The organism is Rhodopirellula sp. SH410 (assembly GCF_055811895.1).
Genome location: NZ_CM147949.1, coordinates 4,603,054 through 4,623,998, shown reverse-complemented (window position 1 = coordinate 4,623,998; position 20,945 = coordinate 4,603,054). Strand labels below are relative to the sequence as shown.

21 protein-coding genes are annotated in these 20,945 nt (G+C 54.6%); 19 read left to right on the top strand and 2 right to left on the bottom strand.

Annotated elements, in window-relative coordinates:
- Positions 1 to 101 precede the first annotated feature (101 nt).
- Positions 102 to 1,526, top strand: a complete 1,425-nt coding sequence (locus SH410x_RS16820) for a sulfatase (protein WP_473669104.1) — start codon at positions 102 to 104, stop codon at positions 1,524 to 1,526.
- A 393-nt stretch (positions 1,527 to 1,919) separates the two neighbouring features.
- On the opposite strand, the gene SH410x_RS16815 is transcribed toward SH410x_RS16820, so the two are convergent.
- Positions 1,920 to 2,219 (bottom strand): MTH1187 family thiamine-binding protein, encoded by a 300-nt coding sequence (locus SH410x_RS16815; protein WP_473669102.1) that lies wholly within the window; start codon positions 2,217 to 2,219, stop codon positions 1,920 to 1,922.
- Positions 2,220 to 2,278: 59 nt separating this feature from the next.
- Here SH410x_RS16815 and SH410x_RS16810 point away from each other — a divergent pair, with 59 nt between their 5' ends.
- Complete coding sequence (locus SH410x_RS16810) at positions 2,279 to 2,449, top strand: hypothetical protein (RefSeq protein WP_473669100.1); 171 nt, start codon at positions 2,279 to 2,281, stop codon at positions 2,447 to 2,449.
- Between the two features lie 189 nt (positions 2,450 to 2,638).
- On the opposite strand, the gene SH410x_RS16805 is transcribed toward SH410x_RS16810, so the two are convergent.
- Positions 2,639 to 3,379, bottom strand: coding sequence for an SDR family oxidoreductase (locus SH410x_RS16805; RefSeq protein ID WP_473669098.1), 741 nt, complete (start codon positions 3,377 to 3,379; stop codon positions 2,639 to 2,641).
- Positions 3,380 to 4,243: 864 nt separating this feature from the next.
- Between SH410x_RS16805 and SH410x_RS16800 the strand changes: the two genes are divergently transcribed.
- The 17 genes from SH410x_RS16800 to SH410x_RS16720 all read left to right on the top strand — a co-directional run bounded on the left by SH410x_RS16800 (position 4,244) and on the right by SH410x_RS16720 (position 20,760).
- On the top strand, positions 4,244 to 5,236 hold the full coding sequence (locus SH410x_RS16800) for an anti-sigma factor family protein (protein ID WP_473669096.1): 993 nt from the start codon (positions 4,244 to 4,246) through the stop codon (positions 5,234 to 5,236).
- Between the two features lie 6 nt (positions 5,237 to 5,242).
- Entirely contained in the window at positions 5,243 to 5,977 is a 735-nt protein-coding gene (locus SH410x_RS16795; RefSeq protein ID WP_473669094.1) for a hypothetical protein, read from the top strand.
- A complete protein-coding gene (locus SH410x_RS16790; protein ID WP_473669092.1) occupies positions 5,974 to 7,839 on the top strand; it encodes a YHYH protein in 1,866 nt (621 codons plus the stop codon). Before SH410x_RS16795 ends, SH410x_RS16790 begins: the two co-directional genes overlap by 4 nt.
- A gap of 86 nt (positions 7,840 to 7,925) precedes the next feature.
- Positions 7,926 to 9,428 carry an outer membrane protein assembly factor BamB family protein gene (locus SH410x_RS16785; RefSeq protein ID WP_473669090.1) on the top strand — a complete coding sequence of 501 codons (1,503 nt, stop codon included), beginning with the start codon at positions 7,926 to 7,928 and terminating at the stop codon, positions 9,426 to 9,428.
- A gap of 482 nt (positions 9,429 to 9,910) precedes the next feature.
- Positions 9,911 to 10,765, top strand: a complete 855-nt coding sequence (locus SH410x_RS16780; protein WP_473669088.1) for a hypothetical protein — start codon at positions 9,911 to 9,913, stop codon at positions 10,763 to 10,765.
- Between the two features lie 462 nt (positions 10,766 to 11,227).
- Positions 11,228 to 11,680: a transposase gene (locus tag SH410x_RS16775; protein WP_473669086.1), complete on the top strand. Its 453-nt coding sequence runs from the start codon at positions 11,228 to 11,230 to the stop codon at positions 11,678 to 11,680.
- A gap of 901 nt (positions 11,681 to 12,581) precedes the next feature.
- On the top strand, positions 12,582 to 13,724 hold the full coding sequence (locus SH410x_RS16770; RefSeq protein ID WP_473669084.1) for a hypothetical protein: 1,143 nt from the start codon (positions 12,582 to 12,584) through the stop codon (positions 13,722 to 13,724).
- Between the two features lie 230 nt (positions 13,725 to 13,954).
- Positions 13,955 to 15,109 (top strand): DUF1573 domain-containing protein, encoded by a 1,155-nt coding sequence (locus SH410x_RS16765; RefSeq protein ID WP_473669082.1) that lies wholly within the window; start codon positions 13,955 to 13,957, stop codon positions 15,107 to 15,109.
- 28 nt (positions 15,110 to 15,137) lie between these two features.
- Complete coding sequence (locus SH410x_RS16760) at positions 15,138 to 16,931, top strand: ArnT family glycosyltransferase (RefSeq protein ID WP_473669080.1); 1,794 nt, start codon at positions 15,138 to 15,140, stop codon at positions 16,929 to 16,931.
- Positions 16,932 to 16,953: 22 nt separating this feature from the next.
- Complete coding sequence (locus SH410x_RS16755) at positions 16,954 to 17,850, top strand: DUF1559 family PulG-like putative transporter (RefSeq protein ID WP_473669078.1); 897 nt, start codon at positions 16,954 to 16,956, stop codon at positions 17,848 to 17,850.
- A gap of 91 nt (positions 17,851 to 17,941) precedes the next feature.
- Positions 17,942 to 18,223: a hypothetical protein gene (locus tag SH410x_RS16750; protein WP_473669076.1), complete on the top strand. Its 282-nt coding sequence runs from the start codon at positions 17,942 to 17,944 to the stop codon at positions 18,221 to 18,223.
- Positions 18,224 to 18,240: 17 nt separating this feature from the next.
- Positions 18,241 to 18,486: a hypothetical protein gene (locus SH410x_RS16745; protein ID WP_473669074.1), complete on the top strand. Its 246-nt coding sequence runs from the start codon at positions 18,241 to 18,243 to the stop codon at positions 18,484 to 18,486.
- 198 nt (positions 18,487 to 18,684) lie between these two features.
- On the top strand, positions 18,685 to 19,047 hold the full coding sequence (locus tag SH410x_RS16740) for a hypothetical protein (protein WP_473669072.1): 363 nt from the start codon (positions 18,685 to 18,687) through the stop codon (positions 19,045 to 19,047).
- The gene (locus SH410x_RS16735; protein ID WP_473669070.1) at positions 19,034 to 19,564 is read left to right on the top strand and encodes a helix-turn-helix domain-containing protein; all 531 of its coding nucleotides are present in this window, start codon (positions 19,034 to 19,036) and stop codon (positions 19,562 to 19,564) included. Before SH410x_RS16740 ends, SH410x_RS16735 begins: the two co-directional genes overlap by 14 nt.
- Positions 19,561 to 19,950 carry a VOC family protein gene (locus SH410x_RS16730; protein ID WP_473669068.1) on the top strand — a complete coding sequence of 130 codons (390 nt, stop codon included), beginning with the start codon at positions 19,561 to 19,563 and terminating at the stop codon, positions 19,948 to 19,950. Before SH410x_RS16735 ends, SH410x_RS16730 begins: the two co-directional genes overlap by 4 nt.
- Positions 19,943 to 20,416: a YdeI/OmpD-associated family protein gene (locus SH410x_RS16725; RefSeq protein ID WP_473669066.1), complete on the top strand. Its 474-nt coding sequence runs from the start codon at positions 19,943 to 19,945 to the stop codon at positions 20,414 to 20,416. The genes SH410x_RS16730 and SH410x_RS16725 overlap by 8 nt, the downstream gene beginning before the upstream one ends.
- Positions 20,413 to 20,760 (top strand): tRNA-binding protein, encoded by a 348-nt coding sequence (locus SH410x_RS16720; RefSeq protein ID WP_473669064.1) that lies wholly within the window; start codon positions 20,413 to 20,415, stop codon positions 20,758 to 20,760. Before SH410x_RS16725 ends, SH410x_RS16720 begins: the two co-directional genes overlap by 4 nt.
- Positions 20,761 to 20,945: the final 185 nt, after the last annotated feature.

Genomic DNA, 20,945 nt, shown 5'->3' with positions numbered 1-20,945 from the left:
CTGCCGGAGTGCATACAGTCGTGGAACGCTCCGCCGATTCAGCGTTGGATCGACGGAGCGATCCACGGCGAGCCTCCCCTTTTTCTTTTTGATTGGCGAACATGAAACCTTATCTACTTGTCACAACCGCCCTGCTGCTATTGGGCTCGGTAGCATCCGCTCAATCACCCCAGAAGAACATTCTCTTCATCGGCGTCGATGATTTGCGACTGGATCTCGGTTGCTACGGCGACGACTACATGAAGACGCCGAACATTGATGCACTTGCGCGGCAGGGGCTGTTGTTCGAACATGCGTACTGCCAGCAGGCGATCTGTGCGGCGTCACGGATCAGTCTGATGACGGGAATGCGTCCCGATACGACGGGGGTCTATGACCTGAATCATCCATTGAACAAGACATTGCCCGACGCGATGTCGATGCCGCGATTCTTCAAACAGAATGGCTATCGCACCGTTTCGCTGGGCAAAATCTACCACCACGGCAAAGACGACCAAGCATTCTGGGATGTACTCGATGCTTGCTCACGGCCTGCATATGCGGCCCCCGAAACTTTGGCATCCATCGAGCAGCAAGCGAAGCGAGCGAAGGCGAAAAAGTTGAAGGGCAACGAATTCAGGCAATTCATCAAGGGGCCCGCTTATGAGAACGGTGATGTATCCGACAGCACTTACACGGATGGCGTGATCGCTGACACCGCGATCGAGCAACTGCGTCAGAAGGACGATCGCCCGTTCTTTCTGGCGGTTGGTTTCAAGAAGCCACATCTGCCGTTGGTCGCGCCGAAGAAGTACTGGGACCTGTACGATCCGGCCGAGATTGAAATCCCCTCACGAGAATCACCCATTGGCGTTGCCGAACAAGCCACCACGAGTTGGGGTGAACTGCGATCGTACACCGGCATTCCCGCCAAGGGGGATCTCTCTGACGCACAGACGCGGTTGATGATCCACGCCTACCGGGCTTGCGTGTCGTACGTCGACGCCCAGATTGGCCGTGTGCTGGAAGAACTCGACCGGCAGGGACTACGGGAAAGCACGCTCATCGTATTCTGGAGCGATCACGGCTGGAAGCTTGGCGAATACGGTGACTGGTGCAAGCACACCAACTTTGAATTGGACACCCACGTTCCGCTGATTTTTAGCGGCTCGGGGGTCCCAAGCGGAGAGCGATCAGCGGCATTGGTTGAATACATCGACATCTACCCAACCCTGGCTCAGTGGTGCGGACTGACGATTCCGCAAACATGCGAAGGTGAGAGTCTGTTACCGCTCTTCGGTGATCCAGCACTGCCGGGGAAGCAAGCGGCATTGAGCCAGTACCCTCGTGGAGGAATGGGATACTCGATTCGCAGCGGCAATTGGCGTTACACGCGATGGCAACGAAAGGACGGCAAGGTCGGTGCTCGAGAGCTGTACGACCATTCACAGTCTGACATCGCAACGAGAAACGTTGCACAGCTACCCGAGAATGAAGGCACCGTGGAACGACTCGATGCGCTACTGCTTGAAATAGTTCGCCAGTAAGACTCCGTTCTGTTTCATCACGCATTTCGACATCGGTCGGCATCACGGCGGTGACATCGAGCAGTGGGACGAGGCCGAGCGAGGCGACGCGCCCCGTAACGAGAACGGCTTCCTCGAAGCCGGTGGAGAAGCATCGCACCCATTGGACGGGCGTTCTCAGAGCCATCAATCCAATAGCTGCCCAACGGCATGCTGCCGCCCATGGCAAATAGGGCAAGGTTAGCAGGGGCGAATCATCGACGTCGTGGCAGAATACGGACAATGCGTCTGACGTGAAACGGTTTGCCGATGGAGCCGGGTTCCATCTCGCAAACTAGAGCGTACCGATCGGCCGTCGGTGGCTTGGCTGTCTTCGATTTTGACGGACGTTCCCGTGCACGTCCGAAGCAAATTTTAAGTATTCTTGTCAACAACGCTGTCAATTTTGTCCTGCATGGATTGCTCGCGATCCGTGCGAGTTCCGACTTTGATACTGGTGGTGATTCGCGGTGCGCCCATCGCGTGAACACGTTCATGGCAACGCTTGATCGCGGCAAACACTTCGTCCCAGTCACCCTCGATATTGGTGCCGTATGCGTGAGCCTGGTGGTTTAGCCCAGCTTCCCGCAATACATTTTGACACTCAGAGACGTACTTGCCTACGGAGACACCGACTCCCATCGGGACGACACATAAATCGACAATGACATTCATCTCAACAGATCCCCTCGTTTCTCGGCCAGGTATGGACTTCTGCACCAAAGTCTAAGCTTATGCGACAACAAATGCAGTGGCGCAGCTCAGCCACCGTCAACGACGACTACTGGGCAGACGGTGTCGACGGACGTGGCAAAAATATGCTCGGACGATTGCTCGTTGAGGTGCGAACGAAATTACGAGGACAGGATGACGATTCAAAATTTGCAGCGAATGCTTCACGGTGACGAAACCGACGGTCTACGTCATCGCTGACCTTAACGTCAACGGTGTCGGCGGAGGGTGGTTATCAGCCGGGAGTCCAGTTCAGACCGCGAACGTGCTGAGCAACGAGTGGATGCAGGTGGACCACCTCATCGTCTACCGCGAGCCACCCAGCCGCCTATGCGACTCGGCTCAATCAATCAGCAGCCCCGCTAGACCATGCCTCCATTGGCACGCAGCGTCTGACCATTGACCCACGCTCCATCTGGCCCGACGAGAAACGCCACAACATTGGCAATATCTTCGGGCGTGCCCAGCCGTTCTAACGGTGACATTTTCGACAATTTCTCGACCAGTTCCGCGGACTTGCCGTCGAGGAACAATGCGGTGCCCGTCGGTCCGGGAGCGACCGCGTTTACCGTGATGTTTCGTCCACGCATCTCCTTGGCCATGATCGCGGTCATCGTTTCGATCGCCGCCTTGATGCCCGCATACACGCCGTATGTCTCAAATTTCATCCCCACCACGGTGGTCGAGAAGTTGACGATCCGCCCGCCATCACGCAGGCGTTTTCCAGCCTCGCGCAGGCAGTTGAACGTGCCGCGAAAGTTCACCGCGACCTGAGCATCGAAGACCGCGTCGTCGCAGTCCGCGATCGCGGCTAATTTCAAGATGCCCGCGTTGTTCACCAAGACATCGACGCCACCGAAAGCCGTCTCGGCACTGTCGAACATCCGTTTGACGGCCGCGGAATCAGAGACGTCCGCCTGGACCGCGATGGCGCGGCCTCCCTCGGCTTCGATCTTGCTCACGACTTCCGTCGCAGCATCTTCGCTCCCAGCATAATTGACGATGACGTTCAGCCCATCGCTGGCAAGACGCTGTGCGATGGCTGCGCCGATCCCGCGTGACGAACCAGTCACGATTGCGGTCTTGTTTGTCGTTTCGTTCATGCGATACCTGTTTCTTTATCTTCGTAGGGTGCGTGGTTTTCCTGCGGTTCGCAATCGCTCGGACCATTGAATCGCCGAGTCCGAAAGCGGTATTCGTTGCCTTGCCCACTGCTCACTGCCCACCGCGTGTTGATCTTGAGTCGCGTCGCGTGAGCGGCCGGGTGGCTCGCGTTACCCGCTGCCTGACGGCTTCAGCTCACCATTGCCGGGCGGATTTTTCCCGGATCAGCAGCCTGCCAAGCGACAGCGAGACAATATGGCGCGTCGAATCAAATGTAGCGACCGTCGCCAGACGGTGGAATCCACGTTGTGGTGAACGTAACCCCGCTTGAATCAAACGCCCGCCAATTCCCTGGCGTTGTCGATTCTGAATAACGGCCAGCGGAGCGAGAATCTGTGCACTGACGTGACGATCCCCCGGTTCGATTCTCAGTAGGACGACGATGCCGCTAGCGGCGTCGATGGCGGTGGTTCCGGCTTGGCGTGCTGATTTGCTGGCCGGGTCCTCCTCAGCTCCCGGTTGCCTCCCGATTTATTTCACTCCGACTGCGATCTCTGCGGGGGGAACATGGCTGGCGACCTCACTTGAGGTGGTCATTCTAGCGTAGAACGGGAAATTTTCTCAAAATATGCAGAAGGTTGGTCATAAACGAGGTCACGCGGATAAGTAACTACGTAAGCCAATCTTTCTGAGGAGATATTTTTGGACGAGAGAATCCGTCACGCGACCCGACAATGGACTTTGGCCCAGCCAGTGGTCTCGCCAATTGACATGACACCGAATTCGGGCGCGACAGTGTTGCAGCGAATTCGAGTTCAGCTCAGCGAGTACACCGAACGCAGGTCACAGGAGGCCCGCGCGTAATGAATCCTGATTATCAAGAACTGATTCATCGACACCTCGACGATTCACTGTCAAGTGAACAGCAGGCTCAGTTGAACGAGTGGATCAAGTCGGATCCAAAGAACGCGAGGCAGTTCGCATCCAGCGTGATGCTGCATGATCGACTGCGTAGCGAATTGACCACCGCCGCCGAGGATGCAGCGAAAGTGGTGTTGCCCAACAGGTCGCAATCCGGAGCGTGGGGACGCTGGCCGTTTGCCCTGGCGTCGACCGCCTGTGCTGTGCTGCTGGCCGTTTCGCTGCTGTGGCAAGCCGTGGACACACCTTCGGCTTCGGCCGCGATCGTTGAATTGAATCGGATCATCGAGGCGAGCGATCTGCCCATGGATCGTACGTTTTTGATTTCAGTTCTCGACGCAGTCATCCCACCGAAACATCAAGATCGTCATTCACCTGAGCGTCAGCGTCCGCCCAAGCCTCCCCTTGACGGCGCGGTGCTCGATGTTCGTGGTCCGGACCAGTTCGTTCTCAAACGCCAGACAGGGCAAGGGGAATCGTTCGTCACGGGGAGTAATGGAACGACCAGCTGGGCCGTGCGACCCGATGGGCCGGTTCGCTATAGCAATGATCTGTTCCGATTCGCTCGAGACCTTCCGGGCCATGAAGACGGATTGCCAATCAATAATCTGCACGACGGACTGGAAGCGTTGCGAACCGCCTATGACTTGGAAATGCTGCCTGAGGAGGACGCCGACCCGACAGCCGAGCGAGATGGTGAAACCTATCGCCGGATGATTGCTGTCAAGAAACCTGGTTTCCGCGGGGCAACGAGGGTGGAAATCCGTTACGCCGAATCAAGCGGCCAGATTTACGAGCTGCGGTTCGTTCAGATGTCTTACGGCCCCCAACAAATCACGTTGACGATGACCGCTATCGAAGAAGAATCACTCCCCGACGACTATTTCGACCATTCACACCATCACGGCCCCGAACGGGTCGTGGAATTCGAGTAAAGAGATATGAAACGTTTCCTTTGGATTGCGATCGGTTTCGCAGCATGCTTGGGCACCACGCACGTCGCGTTGCAAGTTTTTGCGCAGCCTCCGACCCATCAACGCCCACCTACCAAACGAGTGGGCAAACCCAGAATTAGTGACACAGTGAAAGCGAATGTGTACGCCGACAACTGGTTCACCCTGTATATCAACGGCGAGCATGTTGCGGTCGACTCGATCAAGTTCATGCCACACAACGTGGTCAGTGTTGATATTTTGCCAGCGTATCCGATGACGATCGCTGTCATGGCAAAAGACAATGCCGATTCAAAAACCGGCATGGAATACGCCAATACCAGTATCGGTGATGCAGGCTTCATCCTGAAGTTTGGCGACGGCACGGTGACCGATGCAAGCTGGAAAGCCAAGTCGTTTTCTCATGGCCCGATCAACCATGACACCAAGAACCCCAAAGTTGAGAATCTGCCGATACCAGAAAACTGGTACCAGATCGACTTCGATGACACATCCTGGGCGTTCGCCAAGGAGTATTCGCAACAGCAAGTTGGCCCGAAGGAACCGTTCTTTGAGCATGACTTCAGCGGGGCGAGTTTCATTTGGACCGATGACATCGAACTCGACAACACCGTCATCTTCCGCCATCACGTCGCCGATTCGCCCGATGGAGTGTCTCGACCGGACTTTTCTAACCTGAACAACATTGTTCCCGACTCCCCACCGAGAAAGCCAAAACGATGAATTTAAGAAGCATTCATGGGATCACCCACGGATCTCTCCGTTCAGTGCTTGCGATTGCGATGATGCTGACGGTCTCCAACGCTGTCTTGGCCCACGATGGCCCCCATCATGGCGATTCAGAAGCGGTCAAGGCATCAAGAACATGGACCCTCGGTGATGAAGGCGCCCACTTGCATGGCACCTTCGTAGCCGCGTCCGGTGACGACGTTCAAATCCGTTGTGACGACAACCGGCTGGTCAGCCTGAAGATCGAACGCCTGGTCGCATCGGACCGTGAGTGGATCGCGAAGCGGCTCGAAACCATTGACACCCTCAATCGGCAGCGTCAGCTACGGTTTGTTATGCAGAATCCGACAAACCGTGATGGCATTCAAACAAAGGAGAAGGCCAATCCCATGCCATTGATCCGCGAACACTTTCAACCGTTTTCGAGCACGTTGAAACTGCGTTGGGACGACGACTACTTCTATGTGGGTTCCAATGGGATGCCAGACCACCCGATGATGATTGGAATTCGTTCCTGGCAACAACAGGTTCCGATTCCTCAAAAGTACTTTGGTGATTACGCTTGGCGAATTCCGTTGCACCCGGTTCCCGCGAAGCAACCCATGACGACGAAGGACGACTTTCTGCGTGGAGCGATCGCGCTTGCCGTGAACGGTATTCCGATCTTCAATCCACTGAACAACCGTGGCGACGACGCTCTCTTGTTTGGCGAATTGGACGAGTACGGTGGTCACTGTGGGCGTGCAGACGATTATCACTACCACATCGCCCCGATGCATCTCGAGAAGACGGTCGGGAAAGACCAGCCGATTGCTTACGCCTTGGACGGCTATCCGATTTTCGGATACCAAGACGAAACGGCCAGCGATTTTGCGCCGCTCGATTCATTGGGTGGCCACAAAGACGCGGGCGGCAAGTATCACTATCACGCCACCAAGACTTACCCTTACATCAACGGCGGATTTTATGGTGAAGTGACGAAGCGTGATGGTCAGGTCGATCCGCAACCTCGAGCTGAACCGGTTCGACCGGACTTGACTCCGTTGCGAGATGCGAAGATCACCGAGTTCACTCAACCGAAGCCGGGAAGTTATCGCCTCGTCTACGACGTTCGTGGTAAGCAGGGATCCGTTTCTTACACGCTGGCAAAAGACGGTTCCGCAGAGTTCACGTTCGTCGATCCCAACGGCCGCCAAACATCGGAGAAGTACTCGCCACGTGATCCCCGACGCGACGGTCCGCCACCGCCACGCGACGATCGCCCGCGAGGCGGTGACCCACGGCAACCACCTCCACCGCGTGACGGCATGGCCCCGCCGCCGCGTGGCGGCAGAGACGCGCCCCCACCGCCCGGTGGCCCCGGCAGAGTCGATCCGCCGGTCGATCTCTCCTCCATGTCGCGAACGAGTGTCCCCGGCTTCGTGGTCAGTAGCACTTCGGTCGATAAGAAACACTTTTTGTCCGTCGACTGCACCTGCGACGGTGCTGCAGAATCGCCAGCGGTCGCTTGGAATGAGGCTCCCGAGGGAACGAAGTTCTTCGCGGTGAGCATTTGGCACACGGCTCCCGACCAGGAGAAATCCTACTGGGTTGTGTACAACATTCCCGCGAGCGTTTCATCGCTGAAGCAAAACTCCCGAGGCGTCGGCAGCGTTGGAGCGAACGATCGAGGAGACACCAACTACGATCCGATGTGCTCCAAAGGCCCCGGGTTGAAGAAATATCACATCACAGTCTTTGCACTGTCATCAAGAATCGACGTACCTCCCCGCGAGGCAACAAGAGCCAACCTGCGCAAGGCAATGAAGAACAGCCTGCTTGGCGAATCGACTTTGGATGTTCTGTACGAACGGTAGAGAGTACTTTGCCCCACGCGCCCCCGATTCGAAGTCGGGGGGACTGCGTTCTCACGACGATTCATCACTTTTCTGAAAGACTTTTCATGACGCCCAATTCACGCATGCAGATTTGCATGGGTATCTTTGCAGTTTCCTTGGCCGCTTGCGGCACCAACGCTTTTGCGGACTGGGACCGGTTTCGTGGACCCAATGGGACCGGGATCACTACCTCCGACGCTCCCGTCGAATTCGGTGAGGACAAAAACCTGAGTTGGAAACGGGAGCTTCCCGGCCGCGGTGTCTCCAGTCCAATCGTCGTCGGTGACCGCGTCTTGGTAACCTGTTATTCCGGTTATGGGATGGGGGACGGCGAAGGAGAACTGGAGGACCTGAAGCGGCATCTTGTCTGTGTTGACCAGAACTCGGGCCGGCAACTTTGGGTTCGGACGGTGAACGTGAAGATGCCTGAAGACCCGTATCGGTCGCCCGGTGTGACCACACACGGTTACGCCAGCCATACGCCCGCGAGTGATGGCACGCTCGTCTACGCGTTCTTTGGCAAGTCGGGTGTCTATGCGTACGATCTGGAGGGAAATGAAATCTGGAATCAATCCGTTGGTGCAGAACCCAGTGAGAAGGGATTTGGGTCGGCCGCGAGTCCAATCGTTGCCGGGGACTATGTCATCGTCAATGCCGCCGACGAGTCGCTCTCAATCGTGTGGCTGGACAAGTCGACTGGCGAGGAGAAGCATCGGTACCGATCCGATGGACTCGGCGAATGTTGGACCACACCGGTTCTGATGAAAAATGGTGATCAGGAGGACGTGGTGATTTCCGTGATCGGCGAAGTCTGGGGGCTGGACCGTGAAACTGCGAATCTGTCGTGGTACGCAGACGGCGTCAGTGCGCGAAACGCACAAGTCAGTGTGCTCTCTGGTGAAAATGGAATTGTCTATGCAATCGGAGAAGAAGCGGTCGCCATCCGAGTCGGCGGCACCGGTGATGTCACGAAAACGAATACTCTCTGGGAAGGTCGATCGAGACCACGCTTCGCGACGCCCGTCCTGGTGGACGACCATCTGTTCTCCATCAGCGGTTCGGTGCTTGAGTGCCTCGATGCCAAGACAGGCGAACAAGTATTTCAGGAACGGATCACCGCAAGTCATTCGAACACGACCAACGAATCGGCGCCCCAGCCGCCGGACCGAGGCGAGTTGGGCGGCGGCCCTGATCGAGAACGTGACGGCCGAGAACGTGAGGGTCGTGAGCGTGAGGGTCGTGAGCGTGAGGGTCGAGAACGTGAGGGTCGAGAACGTGAGGGTCGAGAACGTGGCGGCCCACCGCGTGGTGGCGGACGCGGCGGTCGCGGTCGCGGTGGCGGAGGTGATGATATTGCATCGCCCGTGGTCGCGGCGGGGAAAATTTACATCGTGACAAACGCGGGATTCGTTCACGTCATTGAGGCGAAGCCGGAGTTCAAGTTGATAGCGTCCAACGATATGACCTTCGATTCAAGTGGGTTTGGTGGAACGCCCGCGATCAGTGACGGCAAACTATTCCTACGTTCCAACACTCACCTGTACTGCATCGGATCCGCAATCAAGTGAGTGACGTGCTCCGTTTTCGGGGCGGAGACAGCACTGGCGAAGAGTACGGCGAGTCTTCGAGCTTTGCCGGCGGTCCGGTTCGCATTGGGAAGGCGATGTGGCCGAACGCTACGCGGTCGGAGCGTTCGACCACAATTTCAGACAGCAATTCTCCGCTCGCTCCTCATCAGCCAGAAGTCCAGTTAAGACTGCGAACCTGCTGAGCAACGAGTGGATGCAATCCGATCGGGTCACAAAAGGGACAGTGTGGAAATCGAGTTCGAATCTGTTTGTTTTCTATCCCTTTAAACCCCAAAAGCATCCAGCGTCAACTCAGGCCAGTCGATGGTCTTGCCGTTGCCGGAGTTTCGAGTTTGACCACTCGGTCAGTCCACGACGGTATATTGGGATTTCTTTGATGCCCAGTTGGTTTTCATTCCCATCAGCTTCACGAGTACGAAGAGGGCACTCGTTTCTGCTCGTGGAACAAAAAGGAACATGCAATGAGTTCTTCAACGGAACCCGGCGACAACGAAAGTGAAGCCCAGCCTCTTCGGAGAAGTCGACTCGAGAAGATGAAGGAGTCTTCGGATGCATTCGTCTCGATCGATCCGAAAGATGATCAGGCCCCTGTCATCGACGAAGAGGCGCAGCGGCTTGTCAATGAAATCTTGGGGAATAGCCCCGATGATGAGAAGAATCCATTGGATGATGAGGAAATGGATGAAATTGTCGACGAAATATTGGGAAGAAATCGAAAGGTTGCAACACCAATCGAGAACGTCAATCCTGACCGCGGCACGTCAAGTCGATCGGCGGGGCGAGGGTTTCTTGGCTGGGGTTCTCCAGAAGAACCTAGGCCGAAGGTCAGGGGATCAGGCTTTGGCAACTATGGCAGCAGGAAAAGTTTAAGTGGGGGGAAGTCTGCATCGCGTTCAATCGAATCAGGCAAGGACGCGGAGAAGGCCGCAAGAGAATCCAAAATGCGGCTCGAGGAAGAGCGAGAGCGAAGAGAGCAGGAACGGAAGGATAAAGTCGCAGCTGAGAAGAGGCGAAAAATTGAGAAATTGAGAAGCGAGATCAGCAGTCAAAAGCAATCCGTCAGTGAAAAGAGAACTCGTCTCAACCGACTGAATGAAAAGATCGCTGCCAAGCAAGAGAAAATCAACGGGATCAATGATGCGATGAGCATGACGGAGGATTCCCAGCACCGGAGCGAATTGGGAATGAAACGCGCCGACGTTGAGTCTCAATTGCTCACTCTCAAATTGAATCGCATCGACTTGCAAAGTAGTTTGTCTGATGCGAAGTTTCGCCTGGAGCAATTGGTGCGGAAACTCGAAGCACTGAGTTATTAAGTTTGTTTAGAAGGGCAGGGGAATGGTATCCGTTAGCGCTCAGGACCTGCCACTGATTTGCGCGCAGTCGGGGCGGTGGATTCATCCTCCGCATCAATCATGCGATCAAACGATGTGATGATGCTTGCGTGCTTCAGATGCAGCGATTGGAAGATCGAAACTGACGCTCCGGCGTCGGCCACCGGTGCGCACTGAGGACAATGCGCGTCAGCGTTGGACAATGACGACGCCTTGTCAGCTTTCACCTTACAGCGGCGCCAGATCTGCTATAACGTGGCCGGAGCTAACGTGTCGCTCATCGAGTATTAGTCACACGAGTTACGGCCAACGCGCGCGACCTGGAATCAATCCCGAAACCCGAGTCTGACACCAGTGATGGACCAGACGCATTAGAAGCGGATTAATAGGATAGGGACAGGCAATGAATAGTTGCCTTCGATCGCGGCTTGCGTACCATTTCCGATGGTTTCGCTGCTCAAAACCGTGACGCTGACGGAGGTGATGAAGATGCCCAGGCAAGCTCGTGGGGAAGTGATCGATCCGAATGAGGTTCAGATCCTCCACTGTATCGAGAGGTGTGTCCGCAAGGCGTGGCTCTGTGGGACCGATCCCGTTACAGGAGATTGTTTCGAGCACCGCAGGGGCTGGATCCGCGACCGAATGGAGTTCCTCGCCTCCGTGTTCGCGATCGATTGCCTGACGTTTTCGATCATGAGCAATCACCTGCACCTCGTTTTAAGAAGCCGCGATCCCCTCGCACTTGCAGCCGATCCGCACACGCATCGGCTTGGATACCCATGCCTGGTGCGACGTCGTGAGCCGATTTGGGCGGGTGTTCAAGCGAGCAGCGGGCAGCCCAGAACACCTCGCCGAGGAAGCCAGCCGTCGCGGTCAAGGTTGGCTTTGCGCCGGTGACAATCCGCTCGGGTTGTCTTCGGCCTGACCGTCTTCGGAAAACCTTCCACTTTGATTCCATCCGGGGTCGCTGCTGCGCCGATATCGGAGAATCGGATCAGAATCAGCCCGATGCTCGGTGGCGGCATTCAGCGAGGACCGGATCGTAGTTAAATCGGCCGAAAGACAAGCCGCAGCCCGGACTGAAAATTGGGTGGCCCTCTTTTTGTTCTTTTTGCCCTCTTTTTGGTGGCCCTCTTTTTTTTCTGGGAAATTCTGAAAGACTTTTGTTGATATCGCATTCTTGGGGGGGGGTAGAATGCGCCCGTCGTATTGGATGTTCAACTCTCGAATCACATTTACGAGGATGACTGAAACAGATGAAAACCACTATTTCTGTTGTGGCTCTGCTTGTCGCTGGCATCGCTGCCTCTCATTTCACCGAACGCATTTCGCCCATGTCCAATCTGCGTGGAGGCTAGAATGGACATAGTTGTGAAAAGTCGTTGGGGGAAACGTGCAATATCCCCATTAATAATGACAGCTACGAGCAAGGACAGAAATGCAACACAATTGGACAAACAGCGGTGCATTGTAAGGAACGCGGGATCAATAGCTGGCGTAGTGGATCTTGTTAAAGATCCATCCAGAACAGGATCTTTAACAAGATCCACTACAGTAAACCCGTCACTTATTGTTCATGGCATCCTAAGGACAATCCAGAGCCCCGTTCATGCACAGTGCAGTTTCTTGCTAATTGTGTTATGGCCGGCTACTCAATCTGCCCATCAGTTGACGTAGTTTGCACTCAAGATCCTTATAACTACCATCTGAAATGGGCACCCTCCGGAGCTGGATCACCGGGATGCGGCCAAGTGACCCGCTGCGGTTCTTAAGAAATTTATTATCTAAGGGTGACATTATGGCCAACGGCACACTACGGGACATCTTGCGTTGGGGACGGCTCTGTGCCGTGTTTGCCTTGGCAATCTTCGGATGCGTGTTTGCTTTCTCAACGGTTAACGCAACGGACTTCGACAATGGACGTCCGTTGACGACCGAAGAGAAAGCAGCCCGATACGATGCGATGACCCATCAGGACTGGTTTGCCGGCAAGCGATACCGTTACCGAGTCCGTTGCATCTTTGATTCGGGCGGATCGCCGCCAATTCACCTGCAAGGGACACGAGCAGACTTGCTGGCGGACACGGAACGCGAACTGATCATTGGCAAGCCGTATTCCGGCAGTAACATCTTTCCCCTGTACATTGCCCACAAGATTGAGAATCCAGGAATCCCAATCTATGAAGACGATCAAGTCATTTGGAAGTGGTACGCCTTCAACGGAAAGGAAAGCCGGAGTTGGGAGAACAACTTATTCGACGAGCACAGTCAGGGCTTGCACCATGACGGTGTTGTCAGTGCCCAAAACTCAGCCCGCTTACTTACGTTCGACCCTTTTTTTGGATTCTTGACCGGCTTGAGTCGACATCGATGCTCAGGAGCTTTAGCTCCTAACCTCCCGTACTCGTTTGATGAGATTGATTCGCGAGAAATCGACTACCCTCCCTATGGAGCTTGCGTTGAGTCGCGGGCGAAGGCGTTGGACGAGAGCGATGGCACCCTGACCAATATTACCTTAGATGCTCCTGAATACTTGACGATTTTCGCTTCGAGTGATAGCCAAGTTTATCGGCCGATCACCGAAATTGCGACATTCAACCAGCACCGATTTCCGGCGAAGGGCAGTCGGCAGGATCGCGGGTGCACCTGGGAGTATGAACTGATTTCGGTCGAAGATTTCGATACACCCGCCCGCGCAGCAGATTGGTTCCCTGACTGGCCGCGTGGCACGTCGGTCACAGACAAAACCCGGGACAAGATCCTTCGCATCCCGTTCAGTTCTGACGAGATGAATGTGATTCAAGATTACATCTTGACCACCCAGAAATTGGGGTTGCCAGCGATAGGCTGGTCGCTCTGGACGTGGGTGAACTCCCTGCTACTAATCATTTTGGTGAGTTTGATCGGTTTCAAGGTCTATAAGAGCATTCGGGCTGAATGATGATAATGCGTTTAGCAGTGGCATGCTGTGTCTCCCTCTTTTTCTCATGTGAGGCCATGTGTGCGACGGAAGACACCGTGCCTGAGGACGCGTTTTGTGGATCCATTGCCGCCAAGGCTTGCGTCGGGCATCTGGGACTCCGCTGGCGGCAGACGGCTGAGGTACGTGCGCTCGAGGACATGCCGATCTGCCGTTTCAATGAGATCCAGGCAGCAATCGAGTCCCTTGATTTGCATGCTCTGCCCTATCCAGCGAAACGCGACGATTTGCCAGAGTTGCGGTCGATTTTAAATCGGAAACCAGCGAATGTGGCTGCTGTGATCTGGGATCGCGGTAACGCAGCAACCTGGATTCAAACTGGAGAGTCAATAGGGCATTTTATGACGCTGACAGGGATTTCCGAAGATCAACTCGTCTGCTTTGACGGACAAGACGGACAGGTGCATCGTCGCGAGTTGGCAGACAATCAAGCTGCGTATTTGTTGCTGGTCAGTAGTTCGCCGATCGAAGTTCAACATCTTGGGTATGGTGAGATCCTGGCATCCAGTGTTCAAAACGGCGTGACATCACCGTTTATTCTGCTGGCATGTGTCTTAATAGCCTTATCATTCAGACAAAGTGAATCGAAACTGATCAATAACCGTCGTGAATTGCATCTTTTCTCCGCGTTGAGTTTTGCTCGACGCGGACTAATAGTCGTGTTGCTCGGAGGCGTATGTGTGGCGGGCTACGCATTGACTCAGCGCAAAAACTTTTCAAAATCGCACGTTGTCGCTTCTCCGGGTCAACCGATCGTTTTTCAGGGCGATGAGGTTTCACTTGGATCGATCATTATTGGCTCAGGTGAACAGCATCAAATTCATTTGGTCAATCAAACCGACCAGGTCGTGCAGATCGACGACATCGTTCCTAGCTGCGGTTGCGTGTTAATTGACCCGCGACAAATGGTCTTGCTGCCCAATGAAGTTCACAAAATTGACATCCAGATTACGGCCGCCAACTTGGGAAAAAACACTCATCAGCTGACCGTGAAGTCCAATCAAGAAACGATTGATGAAGCGACCTTAGTGTTCGATGGGGTCAACGGTCCTCGGCTTTTACCTCGGATGTCGCTCGTTGGCGTGATCTCAGCTCAGAAGAAGAATCGGCTGGTGCACAATCTGGAGTTTGAAAACGTCGAAACAAGTCAAATTAAAATTACGAAAGTGGACTTGTTGCAAGATGACGCACCGATCGAGATTGACCTGAGTTCTGCCGAGGAATCCAATTCTCAGCAGCCGTTGCAAATCGGTATTGTACTGAAAGAAAACTCAGAATTTCGTGGACTCTTCTATTCGAATATTCGTGTGAACATCAGTGACACCAGCGGCGGAGTGTCCAATTAAATGACTCCGATGCTGGCACAAATTGGAGTTGAGATTGCCGACTAGCGGGGTGCTCAATGGGTTGATCGCGAGAACTTGGCCAGTCACTTTGATGCTGGTGCTGCTGTCGCTTCAATCCGCCTGTTTGGGATGGCACGCCTACCGTTCTTCACCCGTGCATGACGAGTTCGGCCACTTCTTTGCTGGAATGGCTTATTGGAAACACGACGATGTTCAGCTATTTAACGTTAACCCACCGTTGATTCGCGCGCTCGGTACGTTTCCAGCGTCACGCTCGTCCTTGATGAACAATTTGGATCGAACGGACTGGGACCCTCCCGATCGTCCTGAATTCCTTGCTGGTCGCTGCTTGTTCTTGCAACATCCAAACGACTTTCAATCGGCTCTTTTTCAAGGCCGATTGCTGGTCAGTGTCTTTGCGATCGTCGGGACGGTGGTTTGTTATCTGTGGGCTCGGGACCTCAGCAACCGCATCGGAGGTGTATGCGCCGCAACCTTGTGGGCCTTTCAGCCTCAGGTTCTGAGCCATGGATCCTTAATCACAAACGATGTTCCCGTCGCCGTGATGATGGTCGCATCAGCCTATTTATTCACCAAATGGATTCAGAGCCGGACAATCATTCATGCTGCTGGCTTTGGAGTGGCCTTTGGAATCGCATTGATTTGCAAGTTCACAGCGGTATTGTTGGTCCCGCTCTTCGCAATGTGGATTCTGATCGCCACTCGTCCCAATCAATGGAAAGCGACCCTCTACCAATCCAGCTTGTGTCTCGCGATCTGCTGGCTGATTATTTGCCTTCCCTATCGATTCGCTGGCGTCTTGCAACCGCTCGGCGAGCATGAGTTTTTTTCGATCACACTCAGCCAGGCAGAAGAGCCGATTCACTCGTTGACGGGAAATCGGTTCCGCGGAACTCTCTTGGCGCATTTGCCGACATTGATTCCTGCTCAGTACCTTCAAGGGCTTGACCGCCAGCAATTTGACTTTGATCGCGGTCTTTCTTCCTATGCTTGGGGTAGGAATCATTCGCGAAGCTGGTGGTGGTTTTACCTCTACTCGATGATGGTCAAGCTGCCTTTGGGGACTTGGTTGGCAATCGGCGTGGGACTGGCCGCAACGGTTAGCCGATTTCAACATTTCAACCACTCGATCGCGTTCGCGGCAACCGCAGCCCTGTTGATCCTGTTCGTCATTTCAGTGAAAGCCGGGATTGGACAACAGGTTCGCTATGTCATCCCGGCCTACCCGTTTCTGTTTGTCTTGGTCGCCAATGCGTTCTCGGATCGCGAGACGATATCGCGGCGCACACATGCTCTTTTAAACCTGATGCGTGGTTTGGCAATCTTCGGCTGCTTGTTGTCTGTGACAGCCTCATTGAGCGCTGCACCAGACTGGATGCCATTTTTCAACCACGCTGTCGGTGGATCGTCGCAAGGATTCCGCTATCTGTACAACGATGCCACGGACTGGGAGCAGTCACGCTATGATATTGAGGATTGGTTGAAACAGCATCCTGGTGGCAGGCCGGCATTTTTGGTGACCGATACCGTGGCACGCGATGAATTGGCGCGATCCGACACGACAGGCTCCGTGCAGGTGACGTCTTTTTTGCCAACGATACCTGATGGCGACTGCTGGCTTATTGTCAGCCAATCATCGCTGAGCCTGAGGAGTGATGAGAAATGGCTGTGGCATCAAACACCAGTCGATTCGATTCACGGGGCATATTTGGTTTACAAGGTTAGCGGGAAGCAGTGCCGAGAGAACCTGAATGCCATCCCCGAAATCTGGCGTGTTCCAGAAGAAGATTCTCCACAGTGACTCCAGAGAAAGGGCTTTTGAGATGTCGATGCGAAGATATGCATTTACGCTGATCGAACTTTTGATCGTGATCGCGATTGTCGGTTTGTTGGTGTCGTTGACACTGTCCGCCGTCCAGAGCAGTCGGGAAGCAGCTCGACGTTTGGACTGCTTGAATCGAATGCGACAGCAGATTTTAGGCGTGCAGAATTTCCATGGGTCATTCAGTCTGATCCCTCCCAACGGCGGCCCAGCGTCCGGCAATGATTTGTCTCTGCTAGGTGGACCCGCGATTCAACCATCGACGTTCGAACGCAACGCAAACGATATGCTTTTGTGGGGAGTCGGCGACCCGAAGCGCGTCGGCCAGATGCAGACTGGCCCCTGGACCTACAGTATTCTCCCACAACTTGAACTGGGGAACTTGTACAATGGCACACGCCCCGTCGCGAACATTCCCATCTACGGGTGCCCGTCCCGTTCCAACCGGACTCCCACGGCCACGGTCAATGACCTCTACGGTGAGTACGAATCAGGTGGTTTGATCATTGCAAAAACGGATTATGCAGGCAATGAGTGGCTGATGACGGATCGACCCCAATGGAAGCGATTCCGCGACGTCCAAGACGGCTTGAGCAACACTATTGCAATCGGCGAGAAGGCCTACGACCCCACTGTGCAAACACCCTCTTCCTGGTACTGGGACGAGCCGATCTGGATCGGCGGGAGCAACGGAACGGTTCGTCGTGGAAAGCTCATCGTGCCGGACTTGGTAGGCATTCCCTACCGAGACAACTGGGGATCGGCACACATCGCGGGAGCAAACTTTGCGATGGTTGATGGCAGCGCCCGATTCATTGCGTCTTCAATTCAAGTCCGCGTGCTCGGCGCTCTGTTAACTCCGGCAGACAAAGACGGCACCCAAGAAAGCGAATTCTGAAGGGAGTTAGCGTCGTAGTAGAATAGAGAGAGGTAGATTAGGGACAGGCAATAAATAGTTGCCTTCGGTCGTGGCTTGCGTACCATTGCCGATGGTTTCGCTGTTCAAAACCGTGACGTTGATGGAGGTGATGAAGATGCCCAGGCAAGCTCGTGGGGAAGTGATCGATCCCAGTGAGATTCAGATCCTCCACTGTATCGAGAGGTGCGTCCGCAAGGCGTGGCTCTGTGGGACCGATCCCGTTACAGGAGATTGTTTCGAGCACCCCAGGGGCTGGATCCGCGACCGAATGGAATTCCTCGCCTCCGTGTTCGCGATCGATTGCCTGACTTTTTCGATCATGAGTAGTAGGATAGGGACAGGCAATGAATAGCTGCCTTCGATTGTGGATTGCGTACCATTGCCGATGGTTTCGCTGCTCAAGACCGTGACGCTGATGGAGGTGATGAAGATGCCCAGGCAAGCTCGTGGGGAAGTGATCGATCCAAATGGGATTCAGATCCTCCACTGTATCGAGAGGTGCGTCCGCAAGGCGTGGCTCTCGGGACCGATCCCGTTACGCGAGATTGTTTTGAGCACCGCAGGGGCTGGATCCGCGACCGAATGGAGTTCCTCGCCTCCGTGTTCGCGAGCTGAACAGTGGGTTGCCCTCTTTTCGCCCCTTTCTTTTCTCTTTTCACTTTGTCCGAAAACCGAGGTTTCGACGCTCGTTTGGTAGGTTGGGTTGAGATTGTGCTGTCGTCGATCGGGAGTTCGGTGCGTCCGATGCCGAGACTCTGTTATTACCTTGACGGAATATGCACTGCATGTAATAATTCTAGGGAGTGAACACAGTTGAGCCGCGACAAAAAGGAGCGTTTTCAGGAGTTTGTTCGTGGATTGGAATCTGCTGAGAACGTGGCTACGGCGGCAGAAGCCCTGACATTGGTTGGTGAAACATTGACAGCGGTGAAAGATGAAATGTCAGACATTCCGAACGATCCTGCGAATTGGCGGACCGATGGGCGAATATATCCGCCGCAGGCTGACAACGCACGGGAGATTGAGAATCGGCGTGACTTGATGCGGTATCGTTCGCGAGGCCACAACCCATTGATTCGTGACAACGGTGCCATCGAGATTAGAGATCTGCAAAGTAACGTCCTTCTCAGCAAGCCGGGAAGGGACGGCGACGGAGTTAATTATGAGCAAGAATGAGAATCCAATTCAAACCCTTGGTAAGCGAATAGCCGAGGACTGCCCCAGTGCGTCCGTGGCGGTCGACAAACCGAAAAAGCCAAGCGGTGTCTGGTTTCTGGATATCGTCCGCGATGATCACAATGTCAACGTGCAGTGGCAAGCGAAGCACGGGTTTGGTGTGTCAAGTTCTCCTGATGCTGACTATGGGGAAGGGGCCGACGAAGTCTATGATGACAGTGATGCCGTTCGTCATCGCGTACTTTCGTTGCTGCTGTCACGGGGCGAAACTTCGCCACCTGCTGCGGTCCGCTTGTCGGAACTTCGACGTGAACTTGGGCTTTCACAGATTGAAATGGCGGAAAGACTGAGTGTTCAGCAGGGAGCCGTGTCGAGAATGGAAAGGCGAGGCGACATCAAGATCAGTTCGCTGCGGGAGTATTGTCAGTCGCTCGGCGGGACGCTGAAACTGATGGCACAGTTCCCAAACGGTTCTTCCAAAGTCATTCTACTTGAAGACGAACGGGAAACCGTATGAGTACCGAGAATCAAGCAGCCGATGTGCGATGCAACCTGTTGGTGATTCGATCCCGCCAGGTTGATCAGGCAGCGAGTTTCTACGAAGCCCTTGGCTTGCATTTCACCAAACATCGCCACGGCAGCGGGCCAGAGCATTATGCGTCTGAGTCCGCCAGCCATACGTTTGAAATCTACCCATTGGCAGACAATGCCACACCCACGACAGAGACACGAATCGGTTTCGCCGTGGAGCAAATTGACGACGTTTTTGCACGGCTGGTCCAAGCCGGTGGCAAACCAGTCAGCCCGCCCAAGGCATCACCGTGGGGAAGGCGCGCAGTCGTTTGCGATCCCGATGGTCATCGAGTCGAACTAACCGCCTGCGATTTGAAACACGATGAGTGACTATCCCTACAACTTTGACGCCAAGATCGTGAAATATGGTTTTGGAAAGGTCCATTTTTCAGTCGTTTATGTACCCAAGGAAATCTTGTCCCAGTTGGACTTCACAGAATCGAAACGGTTGCGAGTTGACGGCGAGGTCGAAGGCATCCGCATCGAAGCGGCTTTGATGCCAACGAAGGGGAAATGGTATCTGATGGTCTCTAAGAAGTTGCAGAAGCTATGCGGCGTCTCGCTGGGCGATCGCGTATCGGTTTCGTTCGATATTGCGGTTCAGGATGCGATCACGGTGCCGACGGAGTTGCACTTCGCTTTGGAAGCCAACGATGCGGCTCGCGAGGTCTGGGACAGTTGGACCGCCGGCAGACGCCGCGGTTTCTGTTACCGAGTCGACTCGGCCAAGATGGTCGAAACACGAGAGAGGCGTGTCGAAGAAGTCATCGATACATTGACGGAGCAAGCCAAGTGAGCGAGTCAGGCATCCTTACATGGCAAGAGTTCCAAAAGGTGGACCTGCGCGCGGGAACGGTCACATCCGTTGACGCGTTCCCAGAGGCTCGCAAGCCGGCGTACAAAATCACCGTTGACTTCGGCTCCGAAATTGGCGTTCGCCGCACGAGTGCTCAGATCACGGTGAACTACACCAAAGAGGAGCTCGTTGGTCGGCAAATCATCGGCGTCGTGAATTTTCCGGCGAAGCAGATCGGCCCATTCATGTCGGAGTTTCTCATCGTCGGATTCTATCGCGACGATGGATCGGTCATCTTGGCGGTTCCCGATCAGTCGATCCCTAACGGAGCCAAGTTGGCATAGCGAGTGAACCATGACCCATGCTGAAAAGAAGAACCTAGCAACGCGGGATCAATAACTGGCGTCGTGGATCTTGTTAAAGATCCTGTTCTGGATGGATCTTTAACAAGATCCACGACGGTAAACCCGTCACTTATTGTCCCTGGTGTCCCTCGTTGAACTGCTCGATTCGCTCGTGATGGGTTTGG